This is a genomic window from Priestia sp. 10L35 (assembly GCF_056395685.1).
In genome coordinates this window covers 1-12524 of record NZ_JBFTKA010000026.1, presented here as the reverse complement: position 1 = coordinate 12524, position 12524 = coordinate 1, and the positions used below count along the sequence as shown (strand labels likewise).

17 protein-coding genes and 1 pseudogene are annotated in these 12524 nt (G+C 31.7%); 10 read left to right on the top strand and 8 right to left on the bottom strand.

Annotated elements, in window-relative coordinates; translation table 11 throughout:
* Window positions 1-316: hypothetical protein (locus AC1DEF_RS28570; protein ID WP_477727707.1), on the bottom strand; the 316-nt coding region annotated here is incomplete at its 3' end.
* Between the two features lie 1101 nt (window positions 317-1417).
* Between AC1DEF_RS28570 and AC1DEF_RS28565 the strand changes: the two genes are divergently transcribed.
* A complete protein-coding gene (locus AC1DEF_RS28565; protein ID WP_141425908.1) occupies window positions 1418-1972 on the top strand; it encodes a hypothetical protein in 555 nt (184 codons plus the stop codon).
* Between the two features lie 350 nt (window positions 1973-2322).
* Window positions 2323-3252 carry a DUF3298 and DUF4163 domain-containing protein gene (locus tag AC1DEF_RS28560; RefSeq protein ID WP_097825615.1) on the top strand — a complete coding sequence of 310 codons (930 nt, stop codon included), beginning with the start codon at window positions 2323-2325 and terminating at the stop codon, window positions 3250-3252.
* 267 nt (window positions 3253-3519) lie between these two features.
* Here the strand turns inward: AC1DEF_RS28560 and AC1DEF_RS28555 are convergent, their stop codons facing one another.
* Window positions 3520-3855, bottom strand: coding sequence for a hypothetical protein (locus AC1DEF_RS28555; RefSeq protein ID WP_255255840.1), 336 nt, complete (start codon window positions 3853-3855; stop codon window positions 3520-3522).
* Window positions 3856-3919: 64 nt separating this feature from the next.
* Between AC1DEF_RS28555 and AC1DEF_RS28550 the strand changes: the two genes are divergently transcribed.
* The 4 genes from AC1DEF_RS28550 (at window position 3920) to AC1DEF_RS28535 (ending at window position 5731) form a co-directional block, all read left to right on the top strand.
* The gene (locus tag AC1DEF_RS28550) at window positions 3920-4588 is read left to right on the top strand and encodes an IS6 family transposase (RefSeq protein WP_097825614.1); all 669 of its coding nucleotides are present in this window, start codon (window positions 3920-3922) and stop codon (window positions 4586-4588) included.
* On the top strand, window positions 4564-4944 hold the full coding sequence (locus tag AC1DEF_RS28545) for a hypothetical protein (RefSeq protein ID WP_097825613.1): 381 nt from the start codon (window positions 4564-4566) through the stop codon (window positions 4942-4944). The genes AC1DEF_RS28550 and AC1DEF_RS28545 overlap by 25 nt, the downstream gene beginning before the upstream one ends.
* Window positions 4945-5130: 186 nt before the next feature.
* On the top strand, window positions 5131-5478 hold the full coding sequence (locus tag AC1DEF_RS28540) for a hypothetical protein (protein WP_097825612.1): 348 nt from the start codon (window positions 5131-5133) through the stop codon (window positions 5476-5478).
* Between the two features lie 46 nt (window positions 5479-5524).
* Window positions 5525-5731 (top strand): hypothetical protein, encoded by a 207-nt coding sequence (locus tag AC1DEF_RS28535; RefSeq protein WP_097825611.1) that lies wholly within the window; start codon window positions 5525-5527, stop codon window positions 5729-5731.
* A 270-nt stretch (window positions 5732-6001) separates the two neighbouring features.
* Here AC1DEF_RS28535 and AC1DEF_RS28530 read toward each other — a convergent pair whose 3' ends face one another.
* Both AC1DEF_RS28530 and AC1DEF_RS28525 read right to left on the bottom strand, forming a co-directional pair.
* Window positions 6002-6376, bottom strand: a complete 375-nt coding sequence (locus tag AC1DEF_RS28530; RefSeq protein WP_097825610.1) for an iron chaperone — start codon at window positions 6374-6376, stop codon at window positions 6002-6004.
* Between the two features lie 130 nt (window positions 6377-6506).
* The gene (locus AC1DEF_RS28525; protein ID WP_097825609.1) at window positions 6507-6698 is read right to left on the bottom strand and encodes a hypothetical protein; all 192 of its coding nucleotides are present in this window, start codon (window positions 6696-6698) and stop codon (window positions 6507-6509) included.
* A 616-nt stretch (window positions 6699-7314) separates the two neighbouring features.
* Here AC1DEF_RS28525 and AC1DEF_RS28520 point away from each other — a divergent pair.
* Window positions 7315-7515, top strand: coding sequence for a hypothetical protein (locus AC1DEF_RS28520; protein ID WP_097825608.1), 201 nt, complete (start codon window positions 7315-7317; stop codon window positions 7513-7515).
* Window positions 7516-7712: 197 nt separating this feature from the next.
* Here the strand turns inward: AC1DEF_RS28520 and AC1DEF_RS28515 are convergent, their stop codons facing one another.
* Window positions 7713-8606: a sigma-70 RNA polymerase sigma factor region 4 domain-containing protein gene (locus AC1DEF_RS28515; protein WP_097825607.1), complete on the bottom strand. Its 894-nt coding sequence runs from the start codon at window positions 8604-8606 to the stop codon at window positions 7713-7715.
* Window positions 8607-9608: 1002 nt separating this feature from the next.
* On the opposite strand from AC1DEF_RS28515, the gene AC1DEF_RS28510 reads away from it, so the two are divergent.
* Window positions 9609-9872, top strand: a complete 264-nt coding sequence (locus tag AC1DEF_RS28510) for a hypothetical protein (protein ID WP_097825606.1) — start codon at window positions 9609-9611, stop codon at window positions 9870-9872.
* A 167-nt stretch (window positions 9873-10039) separates the two neighbouring features.
* Window positions 10040-10312: a stage V sporulation protein S gene (locus AC1DEF_RS28505; RefSeq protein ID WP_097825605.1), complete on the top strand. Its 273-nt coding sequence runs from the start codon at window positions 10040-10042 to the stop codon at window positions 10310-10312.
* 215 nt (window positions 10313-10527) lie between these two features.
* On the opposite strand, the gene AC1DEF_RS28500 is transcribed toward AC1DEF_RS28505, so the two are convergent.
* Together AC1DEF_RS28500 and AC1DEF_RS28495 are read right to left on the bottom strand one after the other, a co-directional pair.
* Entirely contained in the window at window positions 10528-10800 is a 273-nt protein-coding gene (locus tag AC1DEF_RS28500) for an HU family DNA-binding protein (protein ID WP_097825604.1), read from the bottom strand.
* Between the two features lie 269 nt (window positions 10801-11069).
* Window positions 11070-11339 (bottom strand): hypothetical protein, encoded by a 270-nt coding sequence (locus AC1DEF_RS28495; RefSeq protein WP_097825603.1) that lies wholly within the window; start codon window positions 11337-11339, stop codon window positions 11070-11072.
* A gap of 229 nt (window positions 11340-11568) precedes the next feature.
* Here AC1DEF_RS28495 and AC1DEF_RS28490 point away from each other — a divergent pair, with 229 nt between their 5' ends.
* The gene (locus AC1DEF_RS28490) at window positions 11569-12051 is read left to right on the top strand and encodes a hypothetical protein (RefSeq protein ID WP_097825602.1); all 483 of its coding nucleotides are present in this window, start codon (window positions 11569-11571) and stop codon (window positions 12049-12051) included.
* 293 nt (window positions 12052-12344) lie between these two features.
* Here AC1DEF_RS28490 and AC1DEF_RS28485 read toward each other — a convergent pair.
* Window positions 12345-12524: pseudogene (locus tag AC1DEF_RS28485) on the bottom strand (hypothetical protein); the annotation flags it as partial.

Sequence of the window (12524 nt, the reverse complement as noted above, 5' to 3'; positions counted from 1 at the left end):
TTTCATCTTCGTCGATAATGAAATTTTGATTTTCAATTGTATATCTATATGTTTGAATGTCTTCATTATCAAAATGTTCGTTTGGTTTGCCCCAGATTCTTTCTACATCACTCATTTTAGTATCATTATCAAGCCTTAAAGGTGTTCCTTTTATGATTCCTTTTTCTAAGTCTTTAATAGTTTCAGCATCTAAATTAAATACGCTATGCCTTGAAATATCTCCTACCTTATTTTTCTCTTTTGATACTTGCGTACTGCAACCAGATATAAAAAGTAAAACAGCAGTCAATATTATTAATAATTTCACTATTTTCAAATTCATCACCTATTATAAAATTAGAGAAAAAAGTTTAGTTGCCTTTTTTCTTATATTAACATTTTCTCTATTCTAACAACACTCAAGGTATGAAAATTTACTCATGGTGGAATGAATTTGTTATATAGTTTTGAAGCTCAAAACTTTTACATCTTGAATGAAGATTCTTTCCTTTGTAGATATATCTAATCTAGCCAATCTTATAACTTCATTTGGATCGTTAATAGATTTTATAATGACGGATTTATTAACTGTGGTATTATTTTTCGTTACAGAATATTCCACCTTAAATGTTTCTAGATTTTCCACTTTATTTTTTAACATTAGATTGATGTCATCTCCTAATTAATTTGTAAGTACTGAATATATAAGAATCAAAAAGTTCAACCTCATAAGGTTGAGCTTTTTGATTAGGGAATACCAGTAAAAAATTGTCTACTAAAAGACTAACAATTTAACACTTTAAAGTAAAGATGTACATCTTATACATCTTTAAACAGACAAAATTTATTTTTTTCTATATTACCTTTGTCGAATTAATCATTCAGCAAGTGCAATCCTTTTTTAGTATAAACAATAAAAACATATAGGAAAAAGTGGATTATTTCACCTTTTTCACATGAGAATCCTCACTATTTTATAATTCTAATGACAGAAATATATATATGCATAGGCTTTAACGAGAATTTTTCTTTCTATATAAAGAAATAATTAGCGAATAATAGGGGGCCGATAAATCCATTATGTTAACTAGAACTATTCTAGTAGGAATAATAAACGATATAAAAATTAACTAAATACTATTTGTTTCGCTATTAATTTACATTTAATGTTAAAAATACTCACTTTTAACTAAAATTAAATTTAGTGATTTTAGCATTTTATTACATTTCAAATTTTTATTATATTTAGGGTATAGGGGATTTAGGATAACTAGCTATAACATTCAACCGAAAAATTAGTTATTTCATCTAGGTTTTACACATGGATATTAACACCGGTTCGCTTTTTCAACCATATTATCAAAATGTAACTAATAAGGGAGTGAAGGACTTGCAAGTAAAACGTTTCCTTTTCGCACTATGTTTTCTTTTTGTTGTGATGGGATTTACAACAGGACCTGCAAACGGCGCGTATGCAGAAAAAGACTATACAATTAAAACATTCGATTATGTAACTGTCGATGGAAAAGATGTAGATTCTCAAACTAAAATGAATAGCATTTCTAACAAAGATATAAAAGTAACCATGGTTCTACCTAAGCAGAATAAAGAGGGCGCTTGGTTGGCATACGGGTTTACGAGCAGGGAAGCTTTGAACGCGTTTATTGAAAAGGATAAACAGAGACTTCAAAACAAAGTCACTACGATGGGTAGTGGTGCTTGTTGTACGGATTTCTACGAGTCTAAAAATAAAGGAGGTCAGTACATTTATTGGAGAGATGGTTTTAAAAACTTGCCTTCTAGCTGGAATGACAGGATTTCGTCCTTAAGCACGGCATCACCTTCTTCAAGCTATTCAACAACTCTCTGGGAGCATACTTCATCTCAAGGATACGGAAAAGGTGTTTCATTTAGACACTCGGATTGGTATGGTAAAACTGCTAATATGGCTTCGGATTGGGATAACAAAGCCTCGGCAATTGAAATAAAATAACAAGAGGTTGTCAACGAACAAGTAAGAGAGTTCTAAAATCACCATTCTCTCATCCATTTAATGAATGAGAGAATGATGATTTTTTGCATATTAGCCGTTTCTTGAAAACATGTTCTTCTTTCCTCTGTTAACTTTTAAAAGTAGAGGGTTGTCTATAGAATATAAGACGAATTGTACTATTCCCATTTATTGAATGTACTTTGTACCAGAACCCTCTTTTGTTCGAAAAAAATGATTATGGTAACTAGACTTAAATATAAATAATCATTATTTACTGTTATTTGTGTTATATTCCATTGGGTTTTGTAGAATGAATCAAAGCCCTACAAAACATTTCAGGAGGTTCATTTATGAAAGGTTTTAAGAAAGTTATAGCAACTATTTTAGTTTTTGCTGTATTATTCTCACCTCTTGTTCCATATTCAAAGGCAGAAGCCAAAGTAATGTGGGGAAATCAGGAGCTCGTCAAAGGACAAATAGGGCGCGTTACAATGTTAAAGGATACTAGTTTGTACAATATTAAAAATAATAAATTAGTAACAGCTAAAAAAGTAGCAAAAGGTCAAATATATCGTGTTTATTCTTATTCTGGAAAATACGATGGGATTTACGGTGTATCCAAAGATTTATATGCCCAAAAATCGTCTAGCATCAAGTATGAGAGAGCACCTAGTGACAAGATGCAGGCCTTGGGAATAACCGTTACAAAAAAAACATTAGCAAGCAATATTAGCTATCCAGAAGCATCAGGCCTTTTTAATAAACCATTTGAGGCTAGTTTCAATAGAAAATTCTTAAACATTGCTAAAGAAACTCAGCAAGCAAATAAAGAATTAAAAGAACAGGAAAAGAAGGACCGCGAAAACGGTTGGTCACCAGGTCCTTATTATCAAAATATGAAATACACTGTGCCTTACAATCAAGATAATATTTTAAGTATTTCTGTTACGAATGATCAGTACTCTGGCGGTGCACATGGTATGACTTGGATTGATACTTACAATTATAATTTATTAACGGCTAAACAACTTAGTTTGAAAGATGTCATTACAAACCAAAAGCAATTAGATAAAGTAAATAAATATATCCGTGAACAAATGATTGCTCGTAATAAAAAAGGCGCTCAATTCTGGGTTGAAGATTTCAAATCAGTGAACTTAACTCAAGACCAGTTTTATTACACGAACGGTGGCATTGTAATTATATTTGGTGAATATGAATACGGACCTTATGCTAACGGTATTAGTTTCTTCAAAGTTCCATATTCTATTTTTAAGTAATACAGAATTACCATCTGTTTTAATCATTCCAGAACATTAGAGAAGGTTAAGAACTAGGTTGATAGTTCTTAACCTTCTCTTTGATTCCTAGAAAATCCATTATGGTAACTAGATCTGTATGGAGTATAAAGCTTAAAAACAGAAAAAATACTGCTCTCATACAGTATTTTTTCTGTTACACATCTCTTATGTTTGAATACTGATGTCTCACGACGTCTTAATTAGTTTTACATATATTTAAAGCTTTATTCGTTTTATCCTAGCGTTCTAAGATCTTTTACCAGATAAAGTGTTATCTTTTACATACATTTCATAATGTCCATTTATGTAACTAGATACCTTTAAATTAAGTAAAAGAGCCTTAAGGTTAACTATTTTCTCAGCATCTAATCCGCAATCTTTTGCTATATCTTCGATTTCTCTTTTACTAATTTGTATGTTATTTTCCAAATCGGTTACTGTTTCTTTACTATACTGAAAAGGAACTTCATCTATAACTTCTGTAATTAATTGATCCTGCCCTTCATATTCTAATCCTCCCTTGGCTGCAGCGTGTTTTCCAATTAATACAGCCTGGTTCTGGTGCAAAAACTTCAAGGCCATTTTCATTAATCTCCTAAACTCGGACATACTGATACTATTACTCTAAAAAAGGTGTGTGATCAGTATGGAAAAGCAAAATCTATTCAAATGGAAACATTATCAACCCGATATTATTTTATTAACCGTGAGATGGTACCTACGGTACAACCTCAGTTTTCGTGATGTAGTCGAAATGATGGAAGAACGCGGACTAGCTATGGCTCATACAACGATCATGCGTTGGGTTCATCAATATGGTCCGGAATTAGATAAGCGAGTTAGACGTCACCTTAAGCCAACCAATGATTCTTGGCGAGTAGATGAGACGTATGTGAAAGTCAAAAGTCAATGGATGTATCTGTATCGTGCAGTTGATTCTAAAGGAAATACAATTGATTTTTATCTAAGTAAAACAAGAGATCACAAGGCTGCAAAGTGTTTCTTCAAGAAAGCTTTGCGGTCTCTTCATGTTTCAAAGCCTCGTGTCATAACCGTCGATAAAAATCCAGCGTATCCTATAGCCATTGAAGAGTTGAAAAACGAAAAAAAGATGCCTGTAGGCATCCAAATAAGGCAAGTGAAATATCTCAATAACATAGTAGAACAAGATCATCGTTTTATTAAAAAACGAATTAGACCTATGTTAGGATTAAAATCCTTTCACACAGCTACATCTATTATTTCTGGAATAGAAGCTATGCATATCATTAAAAAAGGGCAACTTACTTCATGGAACCAGTCTGTCCAAAATTAAGTGAAGTTCATCCATCAACTATTTGGAATTGCTGCTTAAGACCAGATTCCACTAAGACACTTTTTGCCTCTTTATATCTCCTTAAGTATTCGCACCAGAACCACTTAAAATGTGTAGGCACTATAAATATCATTTCAGCAAAGGAACTGTATTTAGAAGAAATCAGTACTGACGCCATAGTTGATATGTTATCACTAGATGAAAACAGCATTAAATTTTCCCTTGATGAAAAACTTCCCTATTTTGAGGCAAGTACCAAACCATTAGCTGGATATATCAATTCAGAAAGCGAGCTGCCCATAATGGAGGATGTAATTATTTACTACAAAGTATATGTTAAAGAAGCCATTCTTTAGTCTAATTAGTCAGCGAAAGAGCAGTTTATATTTGGAAACTTCCTTTTTATTTACGGGAGGTAATTGACTACTTTTAGTTGAATACGATAGGGAGTTCTAATTGTACTAATGTTAGCAATCTAAAAATGAAACTAACATCCGATACTATATATAATAGAAAAAAACTAATACTAGGGGAAATGAGTGATGGAAGAAATAAAACAAGAAGATCAAAGTGCAGATAAACTATATGCGAAAGGGTTTAAGTGGATGCGTTTTGTAAGATTTTTTATGGCTGTGAACCTGATTTTCACCGTAGCTTTAGTAGTTGTTGTCTTAATATCCCCTCAAATTCAAGAAACTTTTCAATGGGTAGCATTTGGCATATATGTGTTTACAGTACTTTATCTCATCTTTATGCGTGAAGTAGCCTTCAGAAAGACATATGGCTCTTTGGCAGTTTGGATGCGAACTGTATGGAATTTCAGCTTTATTGCTAGTATGTTTGGAGCAGTCAATATGTTCGTGGGTAACACTCACTGGACTCTATTTTAAAGGAGTTGCCTGTTTATGTTGAAAGTAAAAATAAAGGAGAATACATATGAATCCATACGAACAATTCCAATTAAATAAAGAAGTAGAAGAGATGGCTAAACAACGAATTAAAATCCATAAAGAGCGAATAGAATTATCTGAAGAGCTGGAAAACAACTGGGATAATAAAGACCTCCAAGATAGAATCATTGAATTAGAGGAAGAAAGTCAAAAACTCAAGAAAAAAATTGAAGCTTTACAGGCTAACTTTTAGCATCCTTTCAGGATGGTTTGGTGGTATTAAAGTTAGTCTAATACACCAATACCTTAAAATCATTTTGTCTTCTGCAGCAGGCTGTCTAACAGGCCTGCTGTTTCTTCTCGTTTCAGCATTGTATATTGTATCTCTTATGATTGTCTTGTTACATTCAATTAATATAACCCTGCTATTCAGTTACGAGCACTAATTATCGGTAAATGATTAGGAGTAATACTATCACTATACCCTTTTCCTCATCATGATATTAATCCAATAATATTGCATTTAGCAATGATCATTATAACGAGCTAAGTTATCTTCCACTGATTCTTCTAAGATTTTCTGAATGACAGTTATCGAGAGCTGATCAATATTTCTGAATCGAATACATCCTTTTCCTACATTTAGGTCTCTTAAAGAATCTATATTCTTTTGCAGAATAGGAGTATTTAGAAAGTACAGACTCATATAATTTTTTTGAGAAGCAAATGCACATAGTGAGCCGTTTAGTTCATAATAAGGCATTCCATATTTAATGGATTCTATAGCATTAGGTACTATTTTAATAATTAAGTTGCGAAGTTGGGTCAAATCATGCTTACGATTGTCTGGCACTACTTGATCCATATACTGTTCTACTGTTTCAATGGTGTTTGTCATACTATTTCCTTCCTTCTATAAGCTATTTTAGCACTATCAAATGATTAGGATTCTTAACTAATTCCATGTAGACTTAGCTGATGTGCTGGTCAGATATAAAATGTTACTCCACCACTTTTTCCTTTTTAATTCAAATCAATAGGTTAGGTTTAAAACCTAAGATTTTCACACGCTGAATAAATACTCTTTCCTTTGTAGATACGTCTAATTTAGCTGATTTTACAATTTCCTTTTTATCTTCAACAGATTGTATCATCACAGAACCATGAACTAGTTTATTTTTTTTCAGTACAGAATAGTTTACTTCGAACGTTTTTGACATTCTAACCTCATTCTTAACACTATGTATTTTAAACCTTTAATGATATTTTTATTATATCTTATTTAGGATTGTAAAAGATACCTTTATTAAAATAGGGAAGTATCCAATGGTTAGTGCCTGGATATTTTCAATGATTTATACTTATAATTCTTTACCTGGTTTAAAAGCAGGAACTTTTGAAGTGAGGTATCCAAATTATAAGACTAGGTTCTATTAAGAATCTATATGTCTTTTTAGAAATGCAATTTTTGTATTAGACTCCTATTTTCCGTTATTTGCTATCAATGTAAGTGGGATTCATAACCGAAATAAACAGCAGGAACGAGATTTTGAAAGGTAGTCATTGATTGGTTATCAATTGACTTATAGAATTGGCCTACGATATCATTGAACAAACTTAATATTCCAAAGGGGAGTAGCTGTACAACAATAGTCGTCATTACGAAATATTTTGTTTCCGGCTTTGTTGGCAATTTTAATTGTTAGCAAGAGCTGTACCTACGTTTTTAGTTAGGTGAAGTCTCCGTCTATACATCGAACGCTTTTATCTACTAGAAAGATAAAAGCGTTTTTTGTTTTTCATAGATTTAAAATGATTATGAGGAGTGAGTAAATCATGTTCAAGAAACTGTTTGATTCACTAATGAATAATAAGCAGAAGCGTTATAGTAGCAGTGATTACAAAAGAGGAAGATCAAAACCTTTTAAAAGTTACAGTAGCAGCGATGATTATAGAAAAAGTCATCGTGATCATGGGAGTTATGGACATCATCACTATAAAAGAAAAAGAAAGAGTGGAAGTTTCTTCAGTAGTTAAATAAGAAAAAAGCTCCCTCATTCGAATGGCATCTCGGAGTGAGGGAGCTTTTTAAGGGAAACTATAACTGGAGTTAAATAATAACATATTTTTGCTATAAAGACGATTTTTGTCATGTAGAAGAATACTTTCTTATTTTTAAGATTATTTTAATATTGAATGAATATATAATTTAAAATACGTAAAGGATAAGCCCTTTAAGTGGTCAATTTCTTTTTCCGCAATCGATTTAGCCTTCGTTGAATCCCATGCCTTGATCGTCCTATAAGTTGACCAATTTCTTGTTGAGTACGACCTTCCTCGTAGAACATATACCATAGACGAGCATCTTCTTCTTCTGTCCACTTTTTATTTTCATGTTTAGGACGATTAAAATAATCATATTTTCTTTGTTTATTTACCCAATCGGGCTCAGGAATAAGAGTATTTCTAGGTATCTTAGAAAAGTTAAGAAATTCTTTATTCTGTTCAGCCCATTTCCAAAAGGCTAATACATCGATTCCTATGAAATTCCGTGTTCTTGCCCTCGTCATTTTATAGGGCAACCTATTATTCTGAATCCAGTTATAAATGGTATGAACATCAACTTGGAGGCATTTGGCTAGTTCATATACCGTAATATTTCCTGTATAAGCTCTTACTCCATATACGCCTAAGCGATTTAATCTAGACTCTAACGCTGGTATACTTCGCTGCAGTCGTCTAGATATGTTTTCAAGAGATTTGGATCCATAATCCTTTAGTAGGTATTCATCCTCTTGCTTTGTCCATCTACGCAGTGTTTCTCTTCGGGCTAGTTTTAATATTTTAATACGAGTAGCAACAGAAGCAGGGCTCTTACCTAACTGATTTCCTATTTCACGGTTATTCATGATGCTAATGTTTTCTCTTAGGAAAGTATCTTGCTCTGTTGTCCATTTTTTACGTAAGCAATTTTCTTCACTACGAAGATTTAATCGTATAATTCGTTTATTAACTGATTCTTTACTACGCTTTAAATGTTCACCAATTCTTTGGAACGTCATCTGCCCATATTGTTCTTCAAGGAATAAATCTTCCTCCATTGTCCATAGCTTTTGATTTTTACTCAATGTTATCTCCCTCCAGTTCGTGCAGAAATCTAAAATGAAGAAGACAGTCAAAAGGACGTTAGTAACCTCTACTAACGCCTTTAATGGTATTCATATTTTATGGATTAGTAGTGCATTTATTTGTGATTATCTAAATTAGTTATAATATGTCGTGTTATAGGTATGTATATAATATATCATATTGCTTTTCAATATAATGCTCCACAAATTCGTGATTTTATGACTATTCAGGAAGCCACAATTTATAGGCTGCAAAAAACCCTTAATAAAAGGGTTCCTTAGCATGATATTTCCGATATTTTATATCACACAAACCGGTCTCTACTTAAAATCAATGAAAGATTTTGTGGAGATTTATCTTTAATTTTATTTGAAACAAGTAAAATTACTTAGTAACACTTTAGAATTTTTTGTAAGTTAAAGGGAAGTTTTGTAGAAAGTATTTCATATGAGGGAAAAAAACAACATAATATATTTAATGTTAGTTTTTATAAGAAGCTAATTTGATGTCAAAAGAAAACGGAATGTTAAATTCGAGGATTAATTTATGTAAATAGATTAAAGATTTACTAGAAGAAATAGAGCAGGGGAATTTAGTTTGAAAAAGAATATATATAAATAAAACCTCCTAATTCTCTTTGAAGCTGGTAAGGAGAAAGTCTAATTATTAGTTTATCAATGATTTCTTTTTAGTGATCTTAATATGGTATTAGTGCAAAAATCATCAAATCAAGCTAATTAAATTGCCCATAGGATTAACATTCTTTTGCTACAGAGATAATTTTTCTCTTCCCCACTCCTTCTACGCGTATCCATACAAGTTCCCGTTTTCTAATATAATACACTTATGTAACAGCTTCCACCTGCAATATTACATAGTATTTTCATTATAGATAGTAGAGTGTTTTTCTACACGCAGTTAAAAAGTTTTTTCGTTCAGTTTATAGTAACTATGTGGTATCCGGTTTTTAACCGTCTGAACTTTAGAAGGAGGAATACCTTGTGAATATAACTGTTAATGAATTGTATGATTTTGGAACAGTCGTAAAGAGGAAGCTATTAAATAATAATCTATATGCTCATTATTTGAGTGATGCCATGAGAAGAGGAAATCATTTTGATTTTTTATATTATTTTTTGACAGCAACTGTAGATAGTCGAACACCTATACCTGAACATGTCTCTACTGTTTTTTTGAAGGTTCTTAGCGATAAAACAAAGTTGAGTGATCTTACTCCATTTATCATGGGAATGGTGGGGAAATAAACAAAAGTTAAGAGCTGTATGTCTTAAATCCTTTAATTGAAGCACCCATTTAGGAATCGGTTTAATAGTTCAGTTTAATCAGGATATAAATATGATTTAAAGATACGTCAATTATATTCGTTCCAATGATTAAATAAATCGTTTAAATAACAGGAGGAGCACTTTATATGGATACTATATTAAGAGTATCATCACTATCAAATCCAAATTCAGTTGCAGGTGCAATTACAGCCGTATTTAGAGAAAGAGGTAATGTGGAAATTCAAGTAATGGGAGCCAGCGCTTTAAATCAAGCGATTAAAGCTGTTGCGATTGCAAGGGGATTCGTAGCTCCCAGTGGTGTTGATTTGGTTTGTGTTCCTGGGTTTACAAATATTTTAATCGATAATGAAGAAAGAACAGGAATCAAATTAATTTTAGGCCCTAGAAAAAAACGATAGATTTGCGTTAAGTAAAAAGGGCTGTTTAGCTTGTTATTGCCGATAATTGCTGTTATATAAACTAAAAAAGCATATAGTATGCATTTTTAAATGCAAAAAAACTACCTCAGGAGGTAGTTTTTTGAGAACATACACCATAATAAAATTAGAGTTGATGTTTCCATCTTTATAACCAATTTCAAATTTATAGTGGTTTTATTCATCAAAAACTATAGTTATTTAACAGCTTGTTTTAATTCCTTTCCTGCTTTAAAAGCAGCCACTTTCGAAGCAGGAATATCTACTTCTTCACCTGTTTGAGGATTACGACCTGTTCGTGCTGCACGGTCCCGCACTTCAAATGTCCCAAATCCAATCAGTTGGATTTTTTCTTTCTTGGCAAGTGTGTCATAAATTGTTTCCAGTAGCGCATTTACAGCGTTTTCAGCATCTTTCTGTGTTAATTCTGCTTTTGTTGCAACAGCACTAACTAGTTCCATTTTATTCATATTCAAACACCTCATCCTATTATTTTAACTTAGTATGTAGAGGTGTTAACCTAGCTTCTACACACTTGTTACCTTATAACATTAGATAGAAAGTGAAAAAAACCTCTTTTTGTATGATTTACATACGAAAATTCATATATTGTTTGCTATGATAAATTCCGCATAAGTATACTTAGATGAAAAGTATACTTATGCGGAATTTTTTAGATTTATTTATCTATATACTTCAATTACACGTTGCTGTTTTAGTGGGTGCTTTTGATATGCCATTATTTCTGATCGTCATAATTTGAAAGAAAGTATCTAAGCTTGTGAATTTCTCCTGAATCTAGAAGATCTTGTTTCATTTTCACAACTCGAAGTTTTATTGTGTCACCCATTGTCGGGAAATTCATCATATCAAACTTATCTCCTAAACCTAATGGAATATTTTCTCCGTGCATGCTTCCTTCTTTAAAAAATTCAGAGGCTGGACCTTCCATCAATAAATTTCCATCTAAGTAAAACTCTACTTTTTCTTTTCCTGTGATTTTAGCCATAGCTTCCACTACCTTTTCCATAAGTTACTTTCATTTAATGTTTTATATTATTGTGAATATTTTTGATGCCTATTTCCTATATTGGTTTAAAGATAAGTTAAATAAGATTGCAGGAAGTACAAATTGTATACCGAATTCTCTTTAACAAATAGAGTTCTTTTTAAACCCAAGAGTTTCTGGTATGTTGACTAGATATATATAAAACCTATACTGAGGAGATGAGTGCTAGTTGTATTCTTGGAGAGTAACGAAACATAACCCCTTAAAAAGAGATAATAATGGTTACTTTCTCAATGATGAATGGACATGTTTTTCTGATGTAGGAATAAATGTAGATATGGATGAATATTTGAAAGTGGAAAAAAAGTATATTAATGCTGTTATAACATTCATGAATGAAATGAATATCAACAAACTTTATATAAAAGGGTTAGAACAATGGTCTGAAGATATGGAAGCTCAAAATGCAACTGAATTCATATCAAAATTATGGATAGGACAATGGATAAGTATTCAAGAAGTAAAAACGCTAGTAAAGTTAACATTACGAAATGCAGTGTGGTGTAAATTAGAGTTAGGAAACCAGTTCTTTGTCCATTTTGGCTATGATTATTATATGTACATAGGAACCTCTCAAAAATGTTTTAATGCTTTAGAAAAAGTAGTTTTAACAGGTCTACATGTTGAGAGGGTTGATTCCCCTTATCTATAACTTTGAAAAATAACTTTCTCAAATGTATGTTATATAAAGAATATTAGTTAATTAGCAGTCTTTGTTACTATTCGTCTAGAATAGTAAGGGTAGAAAAGGTTCTGTATTAATATTACATATTTGTATATATTTTTAGTGGATAGTGTAACTAATGATTTTCACAAAATACTTTATCATTTACTTAAGCATAACGACTGTTCTCGGAAATAATATACGAAAAGGCTCTTTATAGAAAAATAAATAAGCACCTTGATAAAATAGGGGTGCTTTTACGTATTTATTTCTTCTTTACCCTAAAGTAATTCTTTCTTTAACGTATCAAAGTCTCTTTTAGCTACTTTTTCAATCTTATCAAATAATTCATCACCTTTGATTAATCCTTTTTCTTCTAGTATTTCTTCTAAAGCTTTAAATCTTACTCTAGATAAAACAACCTCATTTACGGCATTAACCATCAACTTCTGATCTTTTGT

Excerpts from the sequence above, each read along its gene's own strand:
- AC1DEF_RS28565 (WP_141425908.1), top strand. The coding sequence starts at position 1,418 with ATGGGATTTACAACAGGACCTGCAAACGGCGCGTATGCAGAAAAAGAC.
- AC1DEF_RS28530 (WP_097825610.1), bottom strand. The coding sequence starts at position 6,376 with ATGACAAACACCATTGAAACAGTAGAACAGTATATGGATCAAGTAGTG.
- AC1DEF_RS28525 (WP_097825609.1), bottom strand. The coding sequence starts at position 6,698 with ATGTCAAAAACGTTCGAAGTAAACTATTCTGTACTGAAAAAAAATAAA.
- AC1DEF_RS28505 (WP_097825605.1), top strand. The coding sequence starts at position 10,040 with ATGGATACTATATTAAGAGTATCATCACTATCAAATCCAAATTCAGTT.
- AC1DEF_RS28520 (WP_097825608.1), top strand. The coding sequence starts at position 7,315 with ATGTTCAAGAAACTGTTTGATTCACTAATGAATAATAAGCAGAAGCGT.
- AC1DEF_RS28535 (WP_097825611.1), top strand. The coding sequence starts at position 5,525 with ATGAATCCATACGAACAATTCCAATTAAATAAAGAAGTAGAAGAGATG.
- AC1DEF_RS28545 (WP_097825613.1), top strand. The coding sequence starts at position 4,564 with ATGGAACCAGTCTGTCCAAAATTAAGTGAAGTTCATCCATCAACTATT.
- AC1DEF_RS28495 (WP_097825603.1), bottom strand. The coding sequence starts at position 11,339 with ATGGCTAAAATCACAGGAAAAGAAAAAGTAGAGTTTTACTTAGATGGA.
- AC1DEF_RS28550 (WP_097825614.1), top strand. The coding sequence starts at position 3,920 with ATGGAAAAGCAAAATCTATTCAAATGGAAACATTATCAACCCGATATT.
- AC1DEF_RS28555 (WP_255255840.1), bottom strand. The coding sequence starts at position 3,855 with ATGGCCTTGAAGTTTTTGCACCAGAACCAGGCTGTATTAATTGGAAAA.
- AC1DEF_RS28540 (WP_097825612.1), top strand. The coding sequence starts at position 5,131 with ATGGAAGAAATAAAACAAGAAGATCAAAGTGCAGATAAACTATATGCG.
- AC1DEF_RS28560 (WP_097825615.1), top strand. The coding sequence starts at position 2,323 with ATGAAAGGTTTTAAGAAAGTTATAGCAACTATTTTAGTTTTTGCTGTA.
- AC1DEF_RS28500 (WP_097825604.1), bottom strand. The coding sequence starts at position 10,800 with ATGAATAAAATGGAACTAGTTAGTGCTGTTGCAACAAAAGCAGAATTA.